Source organism: Vibrio sp. Y176 (genome assembly GCF_033438945.1).
The window spans coordinates 1-852 of record NZ_JAWOQS010000264.1; the positions used below are offsets into that span (position 1 = coordinate 1).

General features: G+C 43.1%; 1 protein-coding gene. It reads right to left on the minus strand.

Annotated elements, in window-relative coordinates:
* Positions 1–199 precede the first annotated feature (199 nt).
* On the minus strand, positions 200–852 hold a 653-nt coding region (locus R7O13_RS25465; RefSeq protein ID WP_318305023.1), incomplete at its 5' end, for a transposase.

An 852-nucleotide genomic window follows, 5' to 3' on the forward strand; every position in this document is an offset into this window, starting at 1 on the left:
GTTAAATTTCTCCAGTCACCTTGAGGCGTCCTGTTCTACACTACCAGTCAAAAGTTTGGACTCACCCCTGATTTTTCTGGGTTTGGTTAATACTTCCAAAATTATGAGCACAATTTAGCCATGTTTTATTTCTAATTACAGTAGGACCACTTACAAGTACACTGAGAAAAAACTGAAGTAGATGTATACAATAAACTGTCTAAATCTTTGATTCATCAAAATAGCCTCCTTTAGCTTTTATAACTGCTTCACAAACTCGAGGCATTCTTGCAATCAGTTTCATGAGATAATCGCTTGAAATTTCCTCCCATGCTTCTGTCAGCATCTCATAGAGGTTTGCAGCACTTGTCGGTTGCTTGTTCTTGACTTTTCTGTCCAGTTCATCCCATACCAGTTCGATGGGGTTGAGGTCAGGGGATTGAGCTGGCCAAGTCATCATCCTTAGCGTTCCCTCCTCTTCTTTCTTGGCCAAATACCTCTGACACAGTTTGGAGGTATGTTTCGGGTCATTGTCCTGCTGTAGAGTGAATCGCTGTCCAACTAAACGCAGCCCAGAGGGAATGGCATGCCTCTGTAAGATACTGTGGTATCCATGCTGATTCAGAATGCCTGTGACTTTGTGCAGATCACCAGTCTGACCTCCAGCAAAACAGCCCCAGACCATCACACTACCTCCACCATGCTTCACTGATGAGGTGGTGTGCTTTGGATCATGAGCAGTTCCTTCCCTTCTTCCTTCTCTTGTCTTCCCATCATTCTGGTAGTTGATCTTTGTTTTATCTGTCCATAGTATGCTGTTCGACAACTGTACAGACTTTTTAGATGGTTTTTGACAAACTCTAATCTGGCCTT